This is a genomic window from Carboxydocella sporoproducens DSM 16521 (assembly GCF_900167165.1).
In the GTDB taxonomy this organism is placed as follows: domain Bacteria; phylum Bacillota.
The window spans coordinates 81,675-101,470 of the sequence record NZ_FUXM01000006.1; the positions used below are offsets into that span (position 1 = coordinate 81,675).

Below are 19,796 nucleotides of genomic sequence, written 5' to 3' on the forward strand. Positions count from 1 at the left end.
AAAACGGGCCAGTAGCCCGTCGTTAAAAATACTACCCGATTTGTGCCAAATCCAGACCATCGGCAAAAGTAGCTTTCAATTCCTCCTTCAGCAGCCGGTGTTCCGGTCGGGCCAGTTTCGGATCTTCTTCCACAATCCGGAATGCCAGCTGGCGCGCTCCTTCCAGCAGGGGCAAATCCTTGACCAGGTCGGCCACCTTCAGTTCCGGCAGCCCTGACTGACGGGTACCGAAGAATTCCCCTGGGCCCCGCAGTTTCAAATCCTCCTCCGCCAGCACAAAACCGTCATTGGTCTGTTCCATGATGCGCAGGCGGGCCCGCCCTTCAGCCGATTGGGTATCGGAAATCAGGAAACAATAGGACTGATATTCTCCCCGCCCCACCCGGCCCCGCAGCTGGTGGAGCTGGGCCAGGCCAAAGCGTTCGGCATCAATCACCACCATGATAGTAGCATTGGGCACATTCACCCCCACCTCAATCACGGTAGTGGAAACCAGGATTTGCAGGCGGTTCTGGCGGAATTCCTCCATTACCCCTTCCTTTTCCTCCTGTTTCATGCGGCCATGCAGCAGCCCGACCCGGAACTGGGGAAAAATCTGTTCCTGCCACTCCTGGGCCAGTTTGGTAGCCGCCTCCAGATCCATTTTTTCCGATTCCTCTACCAGCGGACAGACTACATAGGCCTGGCGCCCTTGCTCTAACTGTTCTCGGATAAAAGCATAAAGCTTGTCCAGCCGGCTGCGATTGAGCCAGTGGGTTTTCACCGGCTTGCGCCCCGGCGGCAGTTCATCGATGACGGAGACATCCAGGTCCCCGTACAGAGTCAGGGCCAGGGTGCGGGGAATGGGGGTGGCTGTCATCACCAGCAAGTCAGGATGGTTGCCTTTTTCCCGCAAGAGGGCTCGCTGACGCACTCCGAAGCGGTGCTGTTCATCCACTACCGCCAGGCCCAGGCGGGCAAAAACCACATCCTCCTGTAACAGGGCATGGGTGCCGATGACAATGGCCAGATGGCCGGAAGCCAGGTCAGCCAGCAGTTGCCGCCGTTCCTTTTTGCTTTTGCTGCTGGTCAAAAGGCCAACCGGCAAGCCCAGGGGTCGGAACAGCTCCTGCAAATTCCAGTAGTGCTGTTCGGCCAGAATCTCGGTGGGAGCCATCAATGCCCCCTGATAGCCAGAGGCCACTGTTTTCAACAGGGCCAGGGCAGCCACGATGGTTTTCCCGGAGCCCACATCCCCCTGCACCAGCCGGGTCATGGGCCGGGGTGCGGCCATATCCCGGTAGATTTCCCCCAGTACCCTTTCCTGGGCTCTGGTTAACTGAAAGGGCAGGCGCTGGCGAAATTCAATTTCCAGCGGCAAGGGTACCGGACTATGAGCTATACCTTTGGGAGCGGTTTTTTCCGTGCCTTTCAACAGAGCCAGAGCCAGCTGCAGGAGAAAAAGCTCATCAAAAGCCAGACGCCGCCGGGCCAGCTCCCTGCTGGTCCAGGACTGGGGAAAATGGATTTCCTGTAAAGCCTGGGGCCGGGGCAGGAGGCTGTGTTGCTGACAGTACTGCCCTGGCAAAAATTCGGGGGCGATCTCATCCACCTGGTCCAGCAAGCGGTAAATTACGGTGCGGAAAAAGCGGGAATTGAGCTGGCCACTGCCAGGATAGACCGGCACAATCCGGCCGGTGTGAATCAAGTCCTGGCGGTCCACAATCTCGAATTCCTCCACATTGATCTGGGGAATGCCATAGGCCCGATCGGTTTTGCCCGCCACCACCAGTTCTGTGCCCGCCTTCAGCTGTTCTTTCAGATAACGCTGATTGAACCAGACAGCATAGACCTGGCTCTCTTCCACCCTGAGCAGAGCTTTTAAGATCACCAGCCCCCGGCGCGGACGCAGCTCCTGGACATTGACCACCGTCCCCAGCACCGTTTCCTTTTCCCCGTGTACCAGCTGGGAGGGGTGTTTGAACTGACTGCGGTCCTGGTAATCCCGGGGCAGGTGAAAGAGCAGATCCCGCAGGGTATTGATACCCATGGCCTGCAAGGCAGTAGCTCTCTTAGGGCCGATATTTTTCACATATTGCAACTGGGCCGGCAGGCCCTGGCTTTTTTCGGCAGTGCGGGCCGGTGGTGCTTCTGTCTTTTCCTTCGCCTCCAGCTGTGTTTCCAGCTGGGGTTGGGACTGGGCCCTCCGGGGCGCCGGCCTGCTTACCGGCAAATTGACCAGCCAGTGCCAGAGCTTTTCCAGCTTCTCCTCCCGCTTGCTGCGACTCACCTGGCCATAATCGGCAAAAAGCCGGATGAAGTCGGCAGTTTCTGCCCTGCCTCCACCACCCGGCTTACCCGCCAGTTTTTCCAGCTGCTGTATGACAAAACGGTCAAAGCCGCCAAACACAGCCCCATTATTGCAACCCAGGCGCTTTTCCGCCTGGATGGCTTTTAACAAGAGGGTTTTGCTGTCCATTGCCTTTCACCTCAAACCGACTCCTCCACCGGGAAAAAGGCGATGCCCACTGCGCCTGGACCGGCATAGGTGCCGATAACTGTTCCGACCTCATTGATCATAATCACATCAAAACACTGAAATTCCTGGACAATGCGCTGATGCAGTTTCATCACACTTTCAAAATCATTGGCATGGAGGAGGGCACAGCGCATAGGCCGTCCCTGCAGACGCTCCCGGACCAGTTCCACAATCCGGTCAATAGCCTTATTCCAGCCCCGTACTTTGTCAATGGGGGTAACCACTCCATCCTGCATGGTAAGGATGGGCTTGATATTGAGCAGGCTGCCGACAAAGGCCTCGGCCTTGCCAATGCGCCCGCCCTTGTAGATATAATCCAGGGTATTGAGTACAAAATAAAGACGGCTTTCCTGTTTCAGCTTCTCCACCAGGGCGATAATTTCCTCTTTACTGCGCCCTTCCCGGGCTGCCCGGGCCGCCTCAACCACTATGATGCCAAGGCCAATGCTGAGGCTTTCCGAATCGATTACCGTAATATCTGCCCCTTCCGTCATTTCCGCTCCCAGGCGGGCACTTTGCACCGTGCCGCTGGTCTTCTGGCTGAGATGGATGGAAATGACCTGGGTGCCCTCAGCCGCCAGTTCCCTGTATACTTCAGCAAACTCCAGTGGTGAAGGCTGGGAAGTGGTAGGCAGGTTTTGCAAATGGGGCAAACGCTGATAAAACTCTTTGGAATTCAGGGTTACGCCATCCAGATAGGTTTCCCCATCCAGAAAAACTTTTAAAGGCACTATCTTGATGCCATATTCCTGCACCACCTCGGCCGGAATATCGGCAGTGCTATCAGTCACAATCCTGACTTTTCCCATCTATTCCACCCCAAACACATAAGCATAAACGGGTTGGTCTCCCTGGTGCAGCTCAATTTCCAGCTGCGGATAGGCCGCCTGCAGGCGAGTCAGCATTTCTTGCTGTTCCTCAGGCCCAACCCCTTCCCCGGCAAAAATGGTCAATAAAGAATGATCTTCCGTTACTATGTGGGCCAGCATGTTCAAAAACACTTCTTCCCGGGTCTTGCCCACCACCTGTACTTTGTCATCAATTAACCCCAGTATGTCGCCGGCCTTGATGGCCAGACCATCGATCTGACTATCCCGGACGGCATAGGTAATTTCCCCGGAAACCACCTGACCCAGGGCTGCCGTCATTGCCTCCACATTGGCCGCCAGGTCTGCACCCGGATCAAACTGCATTAAAGCTGCCAGCCCCTGCGGAATAGTACGGCTGGGGATAACTACTACCTGCTTGCTGGTCAGCTGCCCTACCTGTTCAGCCGCCATGATCACATTCCCGTTATTGGGCAGGATCAGGACAGTGCGGGCCGGAACCGCTTCTACTGCAGCCAGCAGATCTGCGGTACTGGGATTATTAGTCTGTCCGCCGGCCACCACCTGGTCAACCCCCAGGCTGGTGAAAACCCGGGTTAAGCCGGCTCCCGTTGCCACGGCCACCAGTCCCAGCTCCTTTTCTTCTTTAACAGGAGCGGCAGCTGGCTTGCTGGCTTCCTGCTGTTGCTTCTCCAGATACTGGTCTAACATGTTGGAGATTTTAATATTATGTAAGCTGCCGTATTGTACCGCAATTTCCAGGGCCTGACCAGGATGGTTGGTGTGGACATGGATTTTGGCTAGATCAGCCTCGCCCACCACCAGCAGGGAATCTCCCAGGGGGTCCAGTTTCCCCCGTAACAGGGCCAGAGGCAAATCCTGGCCTTTCAGAATAAATTCCGTACAATAGTGGTATTTGATATCCCCCAGGTCAGCTGGTAACTCATCTACTACTTCCACCATTTGAGGAGTGGCCTGGGCTTGCGCTGGTTTGGTCAGTACCCATTGTACATCCTGGTCCTGGAAGGATGCCAGCATGGCCCGCAAAAGGATAACCAGCCCCTGGCCACCGGCATCCACTACCCCTACCTGCCGCAAAATGGGCAGCAATTCCGGTGTCCGCTGTAATCCTTCTTCAGCAGCTACCACTGCTGCTTGCCATACTTCAATAGCGGAGCTAGCCTTGCGGACAGCCTTTTCCGCCCCCTGAGCCGCTTCGCGAATCACAGTCAGTATCGTGCCTTCAACCGGCTTTAGTACCCCTTTGTAAGCCGTATCGGCAGCGCCGCGGAAAGCAGCAGCCACCTCTTTCGGCCCCATTTCCTGTACCTGGTTCAGCTTCAAGGCAAATCCCCGCAAAATCTGGGAGAGGATCACGCCCGAGTTGCCGCGGGCTCCCATCAAAGAGCCCCGGGCCATAGCCTGGGCCACGGCGGGAATGGTATCCTCCCGAACCCGGGCCAGTTCCGCTACCGCTCCCTGCCAGGTCAGAGCCATATTGGTCCCGGTATCACCATCAGGAACGGGAAAAACATTTAATGCATCCACTTGCTCCCGCTGAGCCTGTAATACTTCACCTGCGGTTACAAAAGCCTTTCTCAGCTGACTGCCATCGATAGTCCTAGACACACCTGTTCCTCCTGCTCTAAATTAACTTTCCTGCAAACGTACTCCCTGGACTGTAACATTTACCTGGGCTACCCGCAGCCCGGTGGTGTTTTCCACCAGATACTTGACCCTTTCCTGAATATTATGGGCAACCTCGGAAATCTTTACCCCATACTGGACGATAATGTAGAGGTCAATGGATACTTCCTGTTCATCAGTGCGGGTGACATACACGCCCTTGTGAGCCTGGTCGCCGCGAAAAAGTTCGGCCAGGCCGTCAGTTATCTTGCGAGAAGCCATCCCAACCAGTCCATAACATTCCATGGCTGCATTGCCAGCTATAACAGCAATCACATCTTCACTGATCTGAATTTTTCCCAGCATATAAAAACCTCCTCCAGCACATCTTTTAATATTATAACCGCTAATTAATCACAAAAAAAGGGCCCACCTGCATGCGGGTCACCTGCTGCTTAATTACTGCTAACAATCTGGTTCAGTTCAGCCAGCAGTTTTTCTAAATCAACACCATGCATCTTCGCCCCGGCCGCAATGGATTCTGCAGTAGCACCCATACATTCAAGACAGTGCATTCCATACTTTTTAAAAATCTCTCTGGTTTGCGGATAGCGGGCTATCGTCTCAAAAATGGACATATCTCTGGTAATCACGGGACATCCCCCCTTAAAATTATATATTCAACGCAGCTTGCACATTTTCCTGCTTGCCAACTAAGAATGTTTCTGTTAGAATATAGAAGTGATTTTTGCGAGCGGTTGGCTGTAAAGGAGGTGGGTTGTAAAATGGCAAAGTGTGCAGTTTGCGGTAAAGGTCAAGTGGTAGGCATCCAGCTCAGCCACTCTCACATCCGGACCAAGCGGACCTGGTCTCCCAACCTGCAGCGGGTAAAAGCTCTGGTCAATGGCACTCCCAGGCGGATCATGGTTTGCACCCGGTGCCTGCGTTCCGGCAAGGTCCAGCGGGCCATCTAATTTAGCAAAAAAACCAGCGATAGCGCTGGTTTTTTTATTTTTCCTCCCTTTTATTCAATTCAAACATCAGCTGCTCCAGCTCTGCCTTGCTGAAATGATACTTTTCATTGCAAAAATGGCAGCGCAATTCTGCCCCACCCTCGGCAGCCATTTCTGCTAGCTCTTTCCAGCCCAGCGCAAGCAAAATGCCACTCATTCTTTCTCTGGAACAGCGGCAGGCAAAGCGCACTTCCTTGCGTTCCAGGATCTGAAAATCAAAGCCCTGTAAAGCCTGTTGCAACAAGTCCTCCGCCCTTGCTCCTTCGGCTACCTGGGAGGAAACCGGTGGGAGCTGGGCCAAATTGGCCTCCAGAGCGTTGATAACCTCCTCGGTCGCACCAGGCATCAGCTGCAGGAGAAAACCACCAGCAGCCTGCACATGGCCCTCTGGAGCCACCAGTACCCCCAGCGCCACGACAGAGGGGATCTGTTCCGATTTGGCAAAATAATGGGTCAGATCCTCGGCAATCTCCCCTGATACCAGAGGGGAAGTCCCGGTATAGGGCTCTTTCAGGCCCAGGTCACGGGTAAAGTAGAGCTGGCCCTGTCCCACCGCCCGGCCTACATCCAGTTTTCCGGGACCTTTGGGCGGTAAATCCACATGAGGCTCCTGGACATAGCCCCGCAAATTGCCTTCAGCATCTGCCTGAGTAATAATCCCACCAATGGGGCCATCACCAAAAATACGCAAGGTGACGGTTTCCTCATTTTTCAAAGTCGCTCCCAAGAGCGCCACTGCCATCAGACAGCGGCCCAGAGCCGCAGTAGCAGTAGGCCAGGTATCATGCCTTTGTCGTGCTTCTTCCACAGCCCGGGTTGCCGTCAGGGCCAGAGCCCGGATTTGCCCCCCGGCAGCTATCCCCCGGATCAACTCATTTTGCATCTTTTTTCCGCCTTTCTACCAGTTAATTTCCTTTATCACTGCACCATTCTGAAGATTAAGCAGCTGAATGCCCCGTTCAGTCACTACCGCCAGGGTCGGAGGCCAATCCTCTTTAGGCAAAGTAGGACTGCCCGGATTTAACAAAAAGGTCCCTTCCTGTTCCAGCAGTACAGGCACATGGGTATGGCCGCTGATCACCACCCGGGCTTTCTGCTGTTTAGCCAGCTTAATCAGACCAGCGGGGCCATCATATTGATGCCCATGGGTTATAACCAGTAAACCAAAGGAAGTATGTACCTGAGTCAAAGGAGGGAGCTGGCGAGCCAGCATCATTTCATCCACTTCGGCATCACAATTGCCCCGCACTGCCAGCCAGGGTCGGGTTAAGCTGTTAAGGGCCTCCGCCAGCGCCGGCGGATTGTATCCGGCTGTAATCGGGTTACGGGGGCCAGGAGCCAGGATATCCCCGGCATGCAAAATCAAATCACAATCGGCCAGTACCTGCTGCCAGGCCTCTTGCCAGACCTGAGAATTGCCATGAGTATCAGAAATCACTCCTATCCGCATGCCAATCACCTCACCGCCTATTTTACTGCCCCTTCGCTATCAGGTCAAGTAAAAGGAAAACGGGCCATGCGGCCCGCTCAATCCAGTTCTTTATTTGCGCAATTCCATACCAGCTCCGGCTTTGGTAGCCTGGGAAGCGATCATGTCACTATTGCCGCTATTGACCAGTTTATGCCAGGTACCTGCCGGTACATAGATAATGGAACCAGCAGCAACAGCGATTTTCTCTTCCCCATTGCCATTATCCAGATAAAACTCCCCTTCGCCCTGGAAGACAAAGAAAACCTGGTCGCCTTCCGGATGGCGATGGTAATCCAGCACCTGGCCGGGTTTGAAGTAGTAAGTGTCAACCCCCAGCATGCCGCCGCTGAAGTTGGCGATTTTATTCATAGCTTCTGCTTTAAAAGCGGGATTTTGAATGACATTTACGTGTTGACTCATAATTTATACCTCCTCATCGATTTCAGTATTAGTTTTGCCTTGCTACTGTTAACAATATACCATGTTAATTTTTGTTTGTCAATAATAATTATTATTATCCTTTAATAAAATCAGCCATCTCTTTACAAAATAGCTTCTGAGGAGGGTCGCTTATGCGCAGTTTATGGAAAGGTGCCGTCAGCTTCGGCCTGGTTAATATCCCGGTCAAAATGTATGTAGCCACCGAAAAAAAGGATATCCGCTTCAATTATCTGCATCAACCCTGTCATACACCGGTACAGTACCGGAAATATTGCCCCACCTGTCAACGGGAAGTGGAGGCAGAGGAAATAGTGCGCGGTTACGAATACAATAAAGGCCAGTATGTCATCATCTCAGAAGAGGATCTGGAAAATATACCGGCCCCAACGGCCAGAGCCATTGAAATCCTGGATTTCGTTGAGCTCAGCCAGATTGATCCTATCTATTATGACAAGACCTATTATCTGGCTCCAGCCGAAGGAGGGCAAAAGCCCTATGCCCTGCTGAAAGCAGCCATGGAAAAGACCGGCAAAATCGCCATCGCCAAAGTCACCATCCGCAGCAAGGAGGCCCTGGCAGCAGTGCGCTGTCATCAGGAATGTCTGGTGCTGGAAACCATGTTCTATCCCGATGAAATTCGCTCTCCCCGCTATATACCGGAACTGGAATTTCAGGCCCAGTTGCAGGAAAAAGAACTGGAAATGGCGGTTACCCTGATCAATAACCTGGCCGCCCCCTTTGACCCGGAAAAATACACCGACCGCTACCGGGAAGCTCTGCGCCAGGCAATCGCAGCCAAAATCGCCGGCCAGGACGTAGTCGCTGTCCCGGCTGCTCAGCCGGCAAAAGTAGTAGATTTGCTGGAGGCCTTAAAAGCCAGTCTGGAACTGACCAAACCCCAGGCCAAAGCAGCCGGGGGTGAAGGCTGATGCCCCTCTTTTACCCACCCATGCTGGGAACCCTCTGGCGGGAAGAATGGCCGATAAACTGGTATTATGAAGTCAAATGGGATGGCATCCGGGCCCTGCTCTATCTGGAAGAAGGAGGCTGGCGACTTTTAAGCCGCCGTGGCCAGTTGCTCAACCACGCTTTCCCGGCCCTGGAAGACCTGCGTTCAGCTTTTTCCTTTCTGCCAGTGGTTTTAGATGGTGAACTGGTAGCCTTTGACCAGCAGGGCCGTCTCTCCTTTTCCGCCATCTTAAAGCAAATGCAGGGAAAACAAACCCTGCCCTGGTACTACTGGGTATTTGATTGCCTGCACCTGGGGGAGCCGTTGCTGCATCTTCCCCTGCGGGAGCGCAAGGAAAAACTGGCCCGTTCTTTCCCTCATCATCCTCTGGCTGGACCGGTGCAGTGGTATCAAGGAGAACAGGCCCGCCTGCTGTGGCAAAAAGTAAAGGAGCTGGAACTGGAAGGAATGATGGCAAAAGACCCTGAAAGTCCCTACCTGCCAGGAAAACGCAGTCAGCACTGGCTCAAAATCAAGCGGGAACAGCGGCTTGAACTCTCGATCCTCGGTTTTACCCGGGAAAACCGTCCGGTCAGCTCTCTGCTGGTAGGAGAAATCAGCCCTGCAGGAGAGAAAAAAGTCAGGTGTAAAGTTAATTGCTCCCTACCCGCTCCCCGTTATCAGGCGCTGGTACAGCTGCTAAGAGCGCTAACCCTGGAGCAGGAAGGCAATATTTTCTGGGTACAGCCCCTGTTAATTGCCGAAGTCGCCTATTTGGAGTTAACGGCAGAAAACCAGCTGCGCCATCCCCGTTTGCTGGGAATTAGAAAACAGGAGGAGAAAAAATGAACCTCCAGCTTACTAATCTGGATAAACCCTTTTGGCCGGAAGGCATTACCAAGGGAGATTTGCTGGCCTATTATCAGGCTATGGCATCTGCCCTGCTTCCCCTGCTGTGCCAGCGTCCCCTGGTCCTGAAACGTTACCCTGATGGCATTGAGGGTGAATATTTTTATCAAAAACAGGCTCCACCTCACACTCCGCCAGATTTTCCCCGGGTCCACTGGCATGGCATCGATTATCTTTATGTAAAAACTGTTGAACACCTGCTATGGATCATCAATACCGGGGCCATTGAGATCCATGCCTGGCCTTCCCGGGTACCCCGGCTGGACCAGCCCGATATCCTCCTCTTTGACCTGGATCCCGCCCCAGGAGTCCCCTTTTCCCAGGTCTGTCAGGCTGCCCTGCTGGTCAAGGCTGCGCTGGAAAAGCTGGGTCTGGTGGGATTTGTTAAAACTTCCGGTTCCCGGGGCTTGCACATTTTTGTGCCCATTCAACCGGGACCAGCGAGTGGTCAATTGCGGCGGGCCCTGGCCCTGCTCTGCCAGACCCTGGTTCAGGTCTGGCCGACCGGTCTTACTACCGAATTCAGTAAAAGCAAGCGCCAGGGCAAAGTCTATCTGGATTACCTGCAAAATACCACCGGCAAATCCACTGCCTGGGTCTACAGTGTGCGCCCATTGCCGGGCGCACCCCTCTCCTGGCCGGTCAGCTGGGATGAAGTCGAGGCAGGCAATTTAAACCCGCAGCAATTTACCTTGCATAATTACCTTCAGTACATTCCTCAGGCCCGGCAGCTCTGGGGGGATTTTTTTCAACAGGCCCGGTCGGCCGCAGGTTTACTGGCTTTACTATCTTGACACGAAGGCCTGGTTTCCCGTAAGATATATTTAGACAGTTATCTAAATATCTAAATGGAGGTGGGGCTATGTCCTTATCCCTCACATTTAAGGCCCTTTCCGATCCCACCCGGCGCAAAATCCTGGAATTGCTGCGGCAGGGTGATCTGACCGCCGGCGCCATCGCAGAACACTTCCAGATCAGCAAGCCCAGCATCTCCCACCATTTAAACCTGTTAAAACAGGCGGGACTGGTGGTGGATGAACGCCAGGGGCAAAATATCCTCTATTCCCTCAATACCTCAGTGCTGGAAGATGTCCTGAGCTGGTTTCTGGAAATGAAAGGAGTGCATGAAGATGAGAAGAAAATGGATTGAAATCGCCATCTGGAGTCTCCTGCTGGGGCAGCTGGCCCTGAGTGTTTACCTCTATCCCCGTTTGCCTGACCCCCTGCCTACCCACTGGAATATGCGGGGAGAAGTAGATGGCTACATGAGTAAACCTCTGGGAGTCGGTTTCCCGCTGGCCCTCAACCTGGGCATCTATCTGCTGCTGGTCTCCCTGCCAGCCCTGGACCCCAAGGCCAAAATCGAGAAGTTTCAACAAGTGCTGGACATGGTCAGGCTGTTCATTCATGGGCTACTAACGGTTATTTTTGTCATTGCTTTATTAAACAGTCTGGGTTACGCCATCCCGGTGGATAAAACGGTACCGGCCCTGATCTCTCTGTTATTTATCTTCCTCGGCAATTATCTGGGCAAACTGCGCCCCAATTATTTTATCGGCATCCGCACCCCCTGGACCCTGGAAAATGAACAAGTCTGGCAAAAAACCCACCGCGTCAGCGGTCCCGTCTGGATGGGGGCCGGACTGGTGGGTCTGATCGGTTCCTTCCGGGGAGGAGCCATTGCCTTTGGTTTTTTCTTTGGCGCGTTAATGGCTGCTACAGCCTTTTCCCTCTGGTATAGCTGGAAGGTCTATCAGGACCTTAAAGGGTCTGACAAACATTAGCTTTATCTTCCCACTCCAGGGAAGTTAATAAGCGCAGTTCAAACATTTTCAGCAAAAAGCGCACCCTTAATGCCGGGCCCATAATAGCATGCCAGCGATTGCCGGCGAAAGGCAGGAAGGTGACATCCAGGGGATCATCATCATTTTCAAAATAGGCCTCCACCTGTTGCCAGGCAGGAAGCAAGTTTTCATCCAGGATTTCCACCTGGAAAATGATTTCACCGGGATTTTTCTCTTCAGTCAATTTGATCTTGTTCTGGTCAAAGCAATACTTCAGCATTCTCTTTCCTCCCGCTGTTTTTTATCTTTTATTATAACACAAAACCCGTCTTCAGTAGCAGGAATTCCCTTCTGCTCTGTCGAAAATTTTAGCTACCCAGCGGTGAGGAGGATTTTCTGTGTGGCTAAAATTTTTTCAGGTAGTGCGGGAACTGCAAATCCATCGCCATATCAATAAACTCAAACCAGAGGAAATCAAGGAAATGCAGCTGATTCATCTGGGTTATCTCTCCGGCCGTCCCCAGCTGATTACCAGAAAAAACTGGCTGAGCCGGGTGCCCTTTGTGGAATTTCCGCTGGCCCTTGAGTGTCAGGCCCAGCCAGGACTCTTCTTTGGTTTTTATCGCCTTTTCCGCAGTCAGGCCAGAGATATCTTGCAGGCCAAACTGGGGGACCAGTTTTATGTGCGCAGCATTGCCGTCAATGACCCGGAATTGCGCTGGTATTATGTGCTGGAGTTAGTGCCAGCCGATAAGCTGACCGATTTCCCCTTGCGCTACAAAGAATACCTTCTACCTCATAAGTTAAACTGTCTGCGCTAAAAAGGGACCAGCGCCAGAAGCGCCGGTCCCTTTTTATTTTACTGGAACAGCTCAGTACTGAGATAACGTTCACCGGTATCGGGAGCCACCACAACCACTCTTTTGCCTGCCCCCAGTTCTTTCGCTACCTTCAGGGCAGCCCAGACGGCAGCACCAGAGGAAATACCTACCAGAATCCCCTCTTTGCGGGCCAGGTTACGGGCAGTTTCCATCGCATCTTCATTGGTCACCTGAATGACCTGGTCATAAATCTTTGTATTCAGCACGTCAGGCACGAATCCAGCGCCAATGCCCTGGATTTTGTGAGGTCCGGGATTGCCGCCACTCAACACCGGGCTGGCAGCAGGTTCCACAGCTACTATTTTGACACCGGGGATTTTTTCTTTCAAAACCTCACCAACCCCGGTTATGGTACCGCCGGTGCCGACCCCGCCGACAAAGGCATCCAGCTGACCGCCGGTCTGCTCCAGAATTTCCAGCGCGGTAGTCTTGCGATGGATTTCCGGGTTGGCCGGGTTTTTAAATTGCTGGGGCAGGAAATAATCGGGATTCTGGGCCAGCAGTTCTTCCGCCCGGCGCACGGCCCCTTTCATTCCCTCACTGCCAGGGGTGAGAATCAGCTCGGCACCATAGGCTTTCAACAAATTGCGCCGCTCTATGCTCATGGTTTCCGGCATCACCAGGATCAGCTTATAACCCCTGGAAGCTGCCACCATGGCCAGACCAATACCGGTATTGCCACTGGTGGGCTCTACGATGGTAGCTCCCGGCTTCAGAATACCGGCTTGTTCAGCAGCTTCGATCATGGACAGAGCAATCCGGTCTTTAACACTGCTGCCCGGGTTGAATGACTCCAGTTTTACATAAACCTCAGCCATATTCTCATCTACCAGTTTGTTCAACCGCACCAGGGGGGTTTGGCCGATCAATTCAGCAATATTGTTGGCTACACGCATGCAAATTACCTCCTCTTTATTCCGAGTATTTCGCTCTGTTTTTATGCTTATCTAAAGCATAACAGACATTATTATTTTTGTCAATAAAAATCGAAAAAACCCATTGGGCATTTTTTGCTCAATGGGTTCTGCTCAGTTTAGGCAAGTACAGGGTTGCGACAGCACCCCCGGTAGGCCAATTGCCCAGCTCGATCCGGCCCCCGTGGGTTTCAGCTATTTGTTTGGAAACCACCAGTCCCAGGCCCATTCCTTCTTCCTTGGTAGTAAAAAAGGGCTCAAAGACTTTGTTTAAAACCTCAGGAGGCAACCCCGGGCCATCATCCATCACCAGTACAGCCCATTCCTGCTCCCGGCTCTCCACTTCGACTACCACTTTGCCACGGCTACCACAGGCATCCACCGCGTTTTTGATAAAATTGACCAGCACCTGCTTGATTTGTTCCCGGTCAGCCCGCACATAGGCCTGACCATATGTAACCCCTTCTAAGGCAACCCCTTTCAGGTTGGCTTCACTGACCATTACCGCCAGAGTTTCCCGCACCAGGTTGATCAGATCTACATCCCGAAAATTGGGGGCACTGGGTTTGGTGAGCAAGAGAATTTCGCTCACCAAACCCTTGATGCGCCGTAATTCTTCATTGACCAGGGCTGCATACTCCCGGGCCTTCCCTTCCGGCAGCAGCGGATTTAGCAGCTGCATGAAACCCATCACCGTCGTCAGGGGGTTACGGATTTCATGGGCCAGCCCGGCAGCCAGCTGCCCGACAACCGCCAGTTTTTCCTGGCGGATGAGTTTATCCTGCATCTCCCGTTCCCTGGTCACATCCCTGACCATCATGATTAGTCCCAGGAAACGGTTTTTGCTGTCCCGGAGCGGGGTCATAAAAACATCCAGCAAGCGTTGATTGACTTTGATATTCCTCTTTTCATAAGCTTCTTTATTTCCGGAACGGAATTCCTCCATTAATTCTAAAACCTGAGCCTGGAACAGCGGTGAATGACATTCCACCACATTCTGCCCGATGAAGTGTTCAGGATTAACAGCAAAAATATCCGCTGCTGCTTGATTAATCTGTACACAACAGGCATCAGGATCGAGAATCATAATCCCATCAACCAGACTGTTAAACAAAGGGCTTTTGCCGATCTTGATTAGCTCTTTCCCTTTCCCCGCACTCATACAAACCTCCCAAACTCCACTCTTTATAATTGTTTTATAACTGCGGCACAGCGGGGACAAAGGTCTGGATGTTCTGCATCCTGGCCTGTTTCGGTGCTATAAATCCAGCATCTTTCGCACTTGCTTCCAGCTGCGGCAGTGACTTCTACCTCCAGTTCCCCGGTACCGCTGGCCAGTTCCACCTGGGAGACGATGAAAATGGGGGCCAGCTGCTCCAGGTATTGTTGTAACAGTTCCAGCTCTGCGCCACTGGCAGTCAGCTTCACCCGGGCATCCAGAGAATGCCCGATCACCTTCTGCTGTCGGGCCACTTCCAGGGCCTTGGTTACTTTTTCCCGTACTTCCAGCAGTTTCTCCCAGCGTTCTGCCAGTGCCTCATCCAGGTAGCGCTGCTCCACCCCGGGCATGTCGGTCAGCTGAACACTCCTGGGTCTTTCCCCCGGCAGGTAGCGCCAGATTTCCTCAGTGGTAAAGGCCAGTACCGGTGCCAGCAGGCGCACCAGGGCATCAATGATGTAGTACATCACCGTCTGAGCCGCCCGCCGTTCCCGGGATGCAGGCAGGGAAACATACAGCCGGTCCTTGGAAATATCGAAATAGATGGCACTTAAGTCCACAGCACAGAAGTTGTGAATAGCATGGTAGACAATATGGAATTCATAGTTTTCATAGCCGGCCCGTACCCGTTCGATTAACCGCTGCAATCGGTAGAGGGCCCATTTGTCCAGCTCCGGCATCTCGTCATAATCCACCAGATCGGTAGCCGGATTGAAATCATAAAGGTTGCCCAGTAAATAGCGGCAGGTATTGCGGATCTTTTTGTAAGCCTCGGCAATCTGCTTCAGAATATTGGGGCTGGCCGCTACATCGGAACGATAATCAGCAGAAGCCACCCAGAGCCGCAGGATATCCGCCCCCATCTGGTTGATGACCTCCAGGGGATCAACCCCGTTACCCAGGGACTTGGACATCTTTCTGCCTTTTTCATCCACCAGGAAGCCGTGGGTCAGCACTGCCCTGTAAGGTGCCTGCCCGCGGGTGGCCACTGCAGTCAGCAGGGAGGAGTTGAACCAGCCCCGGTGCTGGTCACTACCCTCCAGATAGAGGTCAGCGGGCCAGCTCAGTTCCGGCCAGTATTCGGGCTGATCGCAAACCGCCGCATGGCTGGAGCCACTGTCAAACCAGACATCCATGATATCAGTTTCCTTGCGGAAGCGGTCATGGCCACACCTGGGGCAGGTTAGACCGGGAGGCACCAGCTCGGCAGTTTCCCGGGCAAACCAGATGTCGGAACCATGTTCTTTGAACAGGTTTTTAATATGCTTGATGGTCTGGTCATTGATGATTTCCTGACCGCATTGTTCACAGTAGAAAATGGGAATAGGCACGCCCCAGAGGCGTTGCCGGGAAATACACCAGTCTCCCCGCTCTGCCACCATGTTGTAGATACGGTCACGGCCCCAGGCCGGGATCCATTGCACCTCGTCAATGGCCTTTAAGGCCTGCTGACGAAAACCATCGATGGAAGCAAACCATTGCTCGGTAGCCCGGAAGACAATGGGATTTTTACAGCGCCAGCAATGGGGGTACTGGTGAGAAATCCTGCCGCTTTTCAGCAAATAGCCATGTTCATCCAGCCACTGGATTACCTTCAGGTTCCCGTCATTGATATGCAGCCCGGCAAAAGGTCCAGCTTCCTGGGTGAAATAGCCGCTGTCATCCACCGGGTTAACAACTGGCAAGCCATATTTCTGACCCACTTCAAAGTCCTCCGCCCCGTGGCCTGGTGCAGTATGGACCGCACCGGTACCGGCTTCCAGAGTGACATGGTCACCGAGGATGAGGGGACTCTCCCGATCCATGAAAGGATGGCGGCAAACTACTCCTTCCAGTTCCTGGCCTTTGAACCGGGCCGCAATCCCCTGTTCCGTCAGGCCGGTAGCTTCCAGGAACTGTTTTAGCAATTCCCGGGCCACCAGCAACTGCCCTTTTTCCGTTTGCACCAGCACATAATCGAAATCCGGATGCAGACAAATGGCCAGGTTGGCGGGCAGGGTCCAGGGGGTTGTGGTCCAGATTACCACCCCGGCCTCCTGCGGCAGTTTCCCTTTGCCATCCTGGACCGGAAAGCGGACATAAATGGAATGGGAGGTCTTGTCTTTGTATTCCACCTCCGCTTCCGCCAGGGCGGTTTCGCAGCTGGCACACCAGTACACCGGCTTCAGACCTTTGTAAATATAGCCCCGTTTGGCCATTTCCCCGAAAATCTCAATCTGTTTGGCCTCAAAATGCGGCATCAGGGTAAGATAGGGGTTTTCCCAGTCTCCCCTCACCCCCAGGCGTTTAAACTGTTCTTTTTGTATACCGGCATATTTTCTGGCATATTCCGCACAGCGCTGGCGGAATTCCACCGGGCTTACCGCCTTGCGGTTAAGACCCAGGTCCTTGATCGCCCGCTGTTCAATGGGCAGGCCATGGGTATCCCAGCCCGGTACATAGGGGGCATCATAGCCGGTCATGGATTTGTACTTGACGATAATATCCTTTAATACTTTGTTCAGGGTATGGCCCAGATGAATATCCCCATTGGCATAAGGCGGGCCATCATGCAGGATAAACTTGGGCCGGCCCTGGTTTTTCTGTTGTACCTGCCGGTAGATATCCATTTCTTCCCAGAACCTGAGAATTTCCGGCTCCCGTTGCGGCAAATTGCCCCGCATGGGAAAATCGGTTTTGATCATATTGAGAGTTTTGCTGTAATCCATTGCCTTTCCTCCTAAACTGAAAATGTTTACCGCAAAAAATATACTCCCGCCCCCTATGGGACGGGAGTTATACCCGTGGTACCACCCAACTTGCCGGCATAAACCGGCCACTCCTTGTGCAGGTAACGGTTGCACCGGGCCAGCCTACTCCGCCTGTAAGCCTTTCAGCCGCCAGCTCCCGGGGGATCCGCCGTACTGCCCGGGCTCCGGCTTCCACCCTCCCGGAGTCGCTGTTCCCTGCCTCCCTACGGCCTGTCCCGTTCATCGCCATTAGACAAATAGCTCATTTTGTCAATTATTGTATACTTTTCGTACGGTTTTTGTCAAGGGCTATCTTTTCATGCCAGAAAATACTATAATATTGAATAAGCGTTCATTCAGTTATGGGAGGTAGAGAGCATGGCCGAAAAAACCTTAATTCTGGAGTATCTGGACAATCTGGCCCTGATTACCCTCAATCGTCCTGCTGCCCTCAATACCATTAATCTGGATCTGCTGCAGGAAATGGAAGAAATCCAGCAGAAACTGGCTCAGGACCCCAACCTGCGGGCCGTAGTGGTGCAGGCGGCCGGTCCCCATTTTTCTGCCGGTATCGATCTCAGCCTGCTGGCTCAGGTGGATGCCAGCTTTGTGCTGCAGCAGGTCCAGAGATTACAGCAGATTTTTCAGCGCTGGCAGCAATTAACCGTTCCTGTCATTGCCGCCATTCAGGGAGTCTGTTTTGGTTCCGGCCTGGAGCTGGTTCTGGCCTGTGACCTCCGGATCGCAGCCGCTAATGCCCGTTTTGCCTTGCCGGAAGTGCGTTTTGGTCTTGCCCCTGACCTGGGGGGCACCAGTCGCCTGACCAAACTGGTCGGGGCCGGTCAGGCCAAACGCCTGCTGCTCACCTGTGAGGAAATCGATGCCCAGGAAGCTAAAACCATCGGTTTGGTGGAAAAGGTGGTACCCGAAGCAGAGCTGGAAAAGGCTGCTCTGGGCTGGGCGCAAGCTATCGCTTCCTTCCCGCCGGCCGGGCTACGCTTTGCCAAACAGGGCGTGCAGGTGGCCCAGGAAGCCAGTCTCGCTGCGGCCCTTCTGTTCGAGCAGGCCCAATCCGTATATTGTTGTGGTACCCAGGAACAAAAAGAAGCCATCGCCGCCTTTTTCCGCAAACAGAAGTAACCCGGTCCGCGCCGGGTTTTCCTTTTCTTAGCGGACAAAACCGGTAATCCTTTCCCGGTGTTCCGTTTCCGAATCAGGTACCAGCTCCTTGAGCTCCAGCACCGGACTGAGGCAACAATCCTTATCCCCCAGTTCGGCCAGAATCTCTTCCCTCCGGCGCCGGGCAAAATACTGGCTCACTTCCTCATAGACCGGTTGTCCCGGCAAGGCCGGGGCAAATTGCTGGGACAGCCAGTGTTCTTTGCCGGTGGCCCGGCAAAAATTGGCCCAGAATTTTTCTTCCAGTGCAGCCAGCACCACATATCCGTCCAGACAGCGGTAGAGGTTATAACAGACTATGCCTCCGGCTACCACACCCTGGCCGGGTAAGGGGTAACGGCGTTTGTCCTGGCCATAAAAGGCACCGGTAACATTGGCCCAGCTCTGGACTACCTCGGCAATACCAATAGTATAGCGTCCCCCCTGTCCGCTCACTGCCTGCTTGTAAAGGGCTGCGGCAGCCACTGCAAACAATGCCATGCCCCCGGCCAGATCGCCCAGCAATAACCCGGGAATGGCCCGTTCCTGTTTGCCGGTACTGCCGATGATTCCTCCTACCGCCTGGTAGTTGAGGTCATGGCCTGCATCTTTAGCCCAGGGGGAATCCGGCTGATAGCCCCCTATGGTGATGTAAGCCAGGCGCGGATTTAACGTTTGCAGAAAATCATAACCCAGGCCCAGTCGTTCCATTACCCCGGGCCGAAAACTTTCAATCAACAAATCAGCCTCTTTCACCAGCTGCAGGAACTCCTCCCGGTCCACTGCCTGTTTCAAATCCAGATAACGGATTTCCTTGCAGCTGTTGAGCAGGCGGTAAATATAGGCATCCTCCCCTTCCCGTTCAGGAAAGAGGCTTTTCAGATAATCTCCCTTGCCTTTGTCTTCAATTTTCACCACCCGGGCCCCAAACTGGGCCAGCAAGAAAGTGCCATATGGTCCCGGCAGCAGCCGGGTCAGGTCTACAATCAGCGGTTGATTCACAAAAAACATTGGCTTCTTACCTGGTTCAAAAAACTTGACTGTTTTTATTTTTAGCCAAGTTGGCCCCCAGACCAGGATTTCGCCTCCTTCCGAATACTTGATTTGCCCCCGCGGGGCAGGGCGACAGGGGACCTCGGCCCGGGAGTTCCACCCGGACGGGAGTACTGCACCGGTTTATGCTGACCTCCCGGTGGGAGTATAACTCCGCCTCCCGCGTCCTGTTAGGACGCCTACCGGTTTCTCCGACACCGGCTAAACGGGGTCACCGTACGGACAGGGCCAATAACTTCAGGTCAGGCCAGACGGAGTTATACGCCTCCTGTTCACACGGAGCAAGCCCGTTATGCACAGAAAG

The 19,796-nt window shown here is 53.6% G+C and carries 21 protein-coding genes and 1 other annotated feature; of the genes, 8 read left to right on the plus strand and 13 right to left on the minus strand.

Annotated features, from left to right (window positions below; all coding sequences use genetic code 11):
• Nucleotides 1-31: 31 nt before the first annotated feature.
• From recG to B5D20_RS04085, 5 genes are all read right to left on the minus strand, one after another.
• Nucleotides 32-2,458, minus strand: coding sequence for an ATP-dependent DNA helicase RecG (gene recG, locus B5D20_RS04065; RefSeq protein ID WP_078664949.1), 2,427 nt, complete (start codon nt 2,456-2,458; stop codon nt 32-34).
• Nucleotides 2,459-2,469: 11 nt separating this feature from the next.
• The gene (locus tag B5D20_RS04070) at nt 2,470-3,327 is read right to left on the minus strand and encodes a DegV family protein (RefSeq protein ID WP_078664950.1); all 858 of its coding nucleotides are present in this window, start codon (nt 3,325-3,327) and stop codon (nt 2,470-2,472) included.
• Nucleotides 3,328-4,974, minus strand: a complete 1,647-nt coding sequence (locus B5D20_RS04075; protein ID WP_078664951.1) for a DAK2 domain-containing protein — start codon at nt 4,972-4,974, stop codon at nt 3,328-3,330.
• A gap of 21 nt (nt 4,975-4,995) precedes the next feature.
• The gene (locus B5D20_RS04080; RefSeq protein ID WP_078664952.1) at nt 4,996-5,337 is read right to left on the minus strand and encodes an Asp23/Gls24 family envelope stress response protein; all 342 of its coding nucleotides are present in this window, start codon (nt 5,335-5,337) and stop codon (nt 4,996-4,998) included.
• Between the two features lie 89 nt (nt 5,338-5,426).
• Entirely contained in the window at nt 5,427-5,624 is a 198-nt protein-coding gene (locus B5D20_RS04085; protein WP_107753612.1) for a DUF1858 domain-containing protein, read from the minus strand.
• A 132-nt stretch (nt 5,625-5,756) separates the two neighbouring features.
• Between B5D20_RS04085 and rpmB the strand changes: the two genes are divergently transcribed.
• Nucleotides 5,757-5,945, plus strand: coding sequence for a 50S ribosomal protein L28 (rpmB, locus tag B5D20_RS04090; protein WP_078664953.1), 189 nt, complete (start codon nt 5,757-5,759; stop codon nt 5,943-5,945).
• 34 nt (nt 5,946-5,979) lie between these two features.
• Here rpmB and hslO read toward each other — a convergent pair whose 3' ends face one another.
• From hslO to B5D20_RS04105, 3 genes are all read right to left on the minus strand, one after another.
• Entirely contained in the window at nt 5,980-6,867 is an 888-nt protein-coding gene (hslO, locus tag B5D20_RS04095; protein WP_078664954.1) for an Hsp33 family molecular chaperone HslO, read from the minus strand.
• Between the two features lie 15 nt (nt 6,868-6,882).
• On the minus strand, nt 6,883-7,434 hold the full coding sequence (gene yfcE / locus B5D20_RS04100) for a phosphodiesterase (RefSeq protein ID WP_078664955.1): 552 nt from the start codon (nt 7,432-7,434) through the stop codon (nt 6,883-6,885).
• Between the two features lie 90 nt (nt 7,435-7,524).
• Nucleotides 7,525-7,875, minus strand: a complete 351-nt coding sequence (locus tag B5D20_RS04105) for a cupin domain-containing protein (RefSeq protein WP_078664956.1) — start codon at nt 7,873-7,875, stop codon at nt 7,525-7,527.
• Nucleotides 7,876-8,027: 152 nt separating this feature from the next.
• Here B5D20_RS04105 and ku point away from each other — a divergent pair, with 152 nt between their 5' ends.
• From ku to B5D20_RS04130, 5 genes are all read left to right on the plus strand, one after another.
• Nucleotides 8,028-8,825 (plus strand): non-homologous end joining protein Ku, encoded by a 798-nt coding sequence (ku, locus tag B5D20_RS04110; protein WP_078664957.1) that lies wholly within the window; start codon nt 8,028-8,030, stop codon nt 8,823-8,825.
• Complete coding sequence (locus B5D20_RS04115) at nt 8,825-9,694, plus strand: ATP-dependent DNA ligase (RefSeq protein ID WP_078664958.1); 870 nt, start codon at nt 8,825-8,827, stop codon at nt 9,692-9,694. The genes ku and B5D20_RS04115 overlap by 1 nt, the downstream gene beginning before the upstream one ends.
• Complete coding sequence (gene ligD / locus B5D20_RS04120; protein WP_078664959.1) at nt 9,691-10,548, plus strand: non-homologous end-joining DNA ligase; 858 nt, start codon at nt 9,691-9,693, stop codon at nt 10,546-10,548. Before B5D20_RS04115 ends, ligD begins: the two co-directional genes overlap by 4 nt.
• Nucleotides 10,549-10,616: 68 nt before the next feature.
• A complete protein-coding gene (locus tag B5D20_RS04125) occupies nt 10,617-10,904 on the plus strand; it encodes an autorepressor SdpR family transcription factor (RefSeq protein WP_078664960.1) in 288 nt (95 codons plus the stop codon).
• A complete protein-coding gene (locus B5D20_RS04130; protein WP_159071903.1) occupies nt 10,885-11,538 on the plus strand; it encodes an SdpI family protein in 654 nt (217 codons plus the stop codon). The genes B5D20_RS04125 and B5D20_RS04130 overlap by 20 nt, the downstream gene beginning before the upstream one ends.
• Here B5D20_RS04130 and B5D20_RS04135 read toward each other — a convergent pair.
• Entirely contained in the window at nt 11,516-11,818 is a 303-nt protein-coding gene (locus B5D20_RS04135; RefSeq protein WP_078664962.1) for a hypothetical protein, read from the minus strand. The genes B5D20_RS04130 and B5D20_RS04135 overlap by 23 nt on opposite strands.
• A gap of 118 nt (nt 11,819-11,936) precedes the next feature.
• Here B5D20_RS04135 and B5D20_RS04140 point away from each other — a divergent pair, with 118 nt between their 5' ends.
• The gene (locus B5D20_RS04140; RefSeq protein ID WP_078664963.1) at nt 11,937-12,359 is read left to right on the plus strand and encodes a hypothetical protein; all 423 of its coding nucleotides are present in this window, start codon (nt 11,937-11,939) and stop codon (nt 12,357-12,359) included.
• 38 nt (nt 12,360-12,397) lie between these two features.
• Here B5D20_RS04140 and cysK read toward each other — a convergent pair whose 3' ends face one another.
• From cysK to ileS, 3 genes are all read right to left on the minus strand, one after another.
• A complete protein-coding gene (cysK, locus tag B5D20_RS04145; RefSeq protein ID WP_078664964.1) occupies nt 12,398-13,315 on the minus strand; it encodes a cysteine synthase A in 918 nt (305 codons plus the stop codon).
• A gap of 118 nt (nt 13,316-13,433) precedes the next feature.
• Nucleotides 13,434-14,495 (minus strand): two-component system sensor histidine kinase NtrB, encoded by a 1,062-nt coding sequence (locus B5D20_RS04150; RefSeq protein ID WP_078664965.1) that lies wholly within the window; start codon nt 14,493-14,495, stop codon nt 13,434-13,436.
• Nucleotides 14,496-14,518: 23 nt separating this feature from the next.
• Nucleotides 14,519-17,260, minus strand: a complete 2,742-nt coding sequence (gene ileS / locus B5D20_RS04155; RefSeq protein ID WP_078664966.1) for an isoleucine--tRNA ligase — start codon at nt 17,258-17,260, stop codon at nt 14,519-14,521.
• A 53-nt stretch (nt 17,261-17,313) separates the two neighbouring features.
• Nucleotides 17,314-17,534 (minus strand) — a binding site (T-box leader).
• 125 nt (nt 17,535-17,659) lie between these two features.
• On the opposite strand from ileS, the gene B5D20_RS04160 reads away from it, so the two are divergent.
• Nucleotides 17,660-18,421, plus strand: coding sequence for an enoyl-CoA hydratase/isomerase family protein (locus B5D20_RS04160; protein ID WP_078664967.1), 762 nt, complete (start codon nt 17,660-17,662; stop codon nt 18,419-18,421).
• 27 nt (nt 18,422-18,448) lie between these two features.
• On the opposite strand, the gene B5D20_RS04165 is transcribed toward B5D20_RS04160, so the two are convergent.
• Entirely contained in the window at nt 18,449-19,450 is a 1,002-nt protein-coding gene (locus B5D20_RS04165) for a CaiB/BaiF CoA transferase family protein (protein ID WP_078664968.1), read from the minus strand.
• Nucleotides 19,451-19,796 lie beyond the last annotated feature (346 nt).